Below are 809 nucleotides of genomic sequence, written 5' to 3' on the forward strand. Positions count from 1 at the left end.
ATTTGCTTGTCTTATTGCATCTTTTATTAGCACTTTATCAATAGTAAAGTGCTGACCCGTAAAACGAACGGGCAATTTCTTTTTTGTCATTAGTAACTTCTTACAGGTGAATACTTGAATTCAAATCGTGGAGAAGTGAATAGACAGTATTACCCGACAGAGCAACTATGACAACGTAACGCCTTTACAAAAAAGTCGGTACACGAAACCCATAGACTAATTGTCTTGACCTAAAAGAGATTGGAATTTTCAGGACTGCCTATCACTTAGATAGAAGTCCAAGGTCTGCTGAAATACATAATTCAAAAATTGAAATTGCTTGACTGCAAATTTAGTAACTTTGCTTGACAAATTAACGAGAAAGAAGAGAAAATGAAAACCGACCGCATAACATCACCTATACGCAAGCAGGGGTTTCGTGCTTCGTAGGACAGTTAAGTGGTAAATTTAAAGTTCAGTTCTTCGTAGGAAGTTCAGTGGTTAAAATCCCTGCCTGCGTATAGCTGAGAACCGTTGTTAGCAATCCGCTGCGCTCCTTGCTAACAATGGCTCGGCGACTTACGTCGCTTGCCGTAAGCCGCCGCTTCGCGGACTGCTTACAACAAGCGACTTGGCTAAATAGCTCCGCTTTTGTATCTTCGATACAGCTTCGCTACTTCGCCAATTCGCCGAGCCATTATGGGCCATTTTTGAATGACAATGCGAATAGATACAGACAAACAAATGAATTTACTTAGTGATAAGAACGTTGCAATAATTGGTGGTGGACCCGTTGGACTGACTATGGCAAAATTATTACAGCAAAACGG

General features: G+C 40.8%; 2 pseudogenes. One reads left to right on the forward strand and one right to left on the reverse strand.

The annotated features are described in order from the left end of the window. Window positions 1-90, reverse strand: a pseudogene (locus NLF99_RS19635) (23S rRNA (adenine(2058)-N(6))-methyltransferase Erm(F)); the annotation flags it as partial. A 603-nt stretch (window positions 91-693) separates the two neighbouring features. Between NLF99_RS19635 and NLF99_RS19640 the strand changes: the two are divergent. Continuing rightward, window positions 694-809, forward strand: a pseudogene (locus NLF99_RS19640) (tetracycline resistance protein); the annotation flags it as partial.

It is taken from the genome of Sphingobacterium sp. LZ11T8 (assembly GCF_024261425.1).
Classification (GTDB): domain Bacteria; phylum Bacteroidota; class Bacteroidia; order Sphingobacteriales; family Sphingobacteriaceae; genus Sphingobacterium.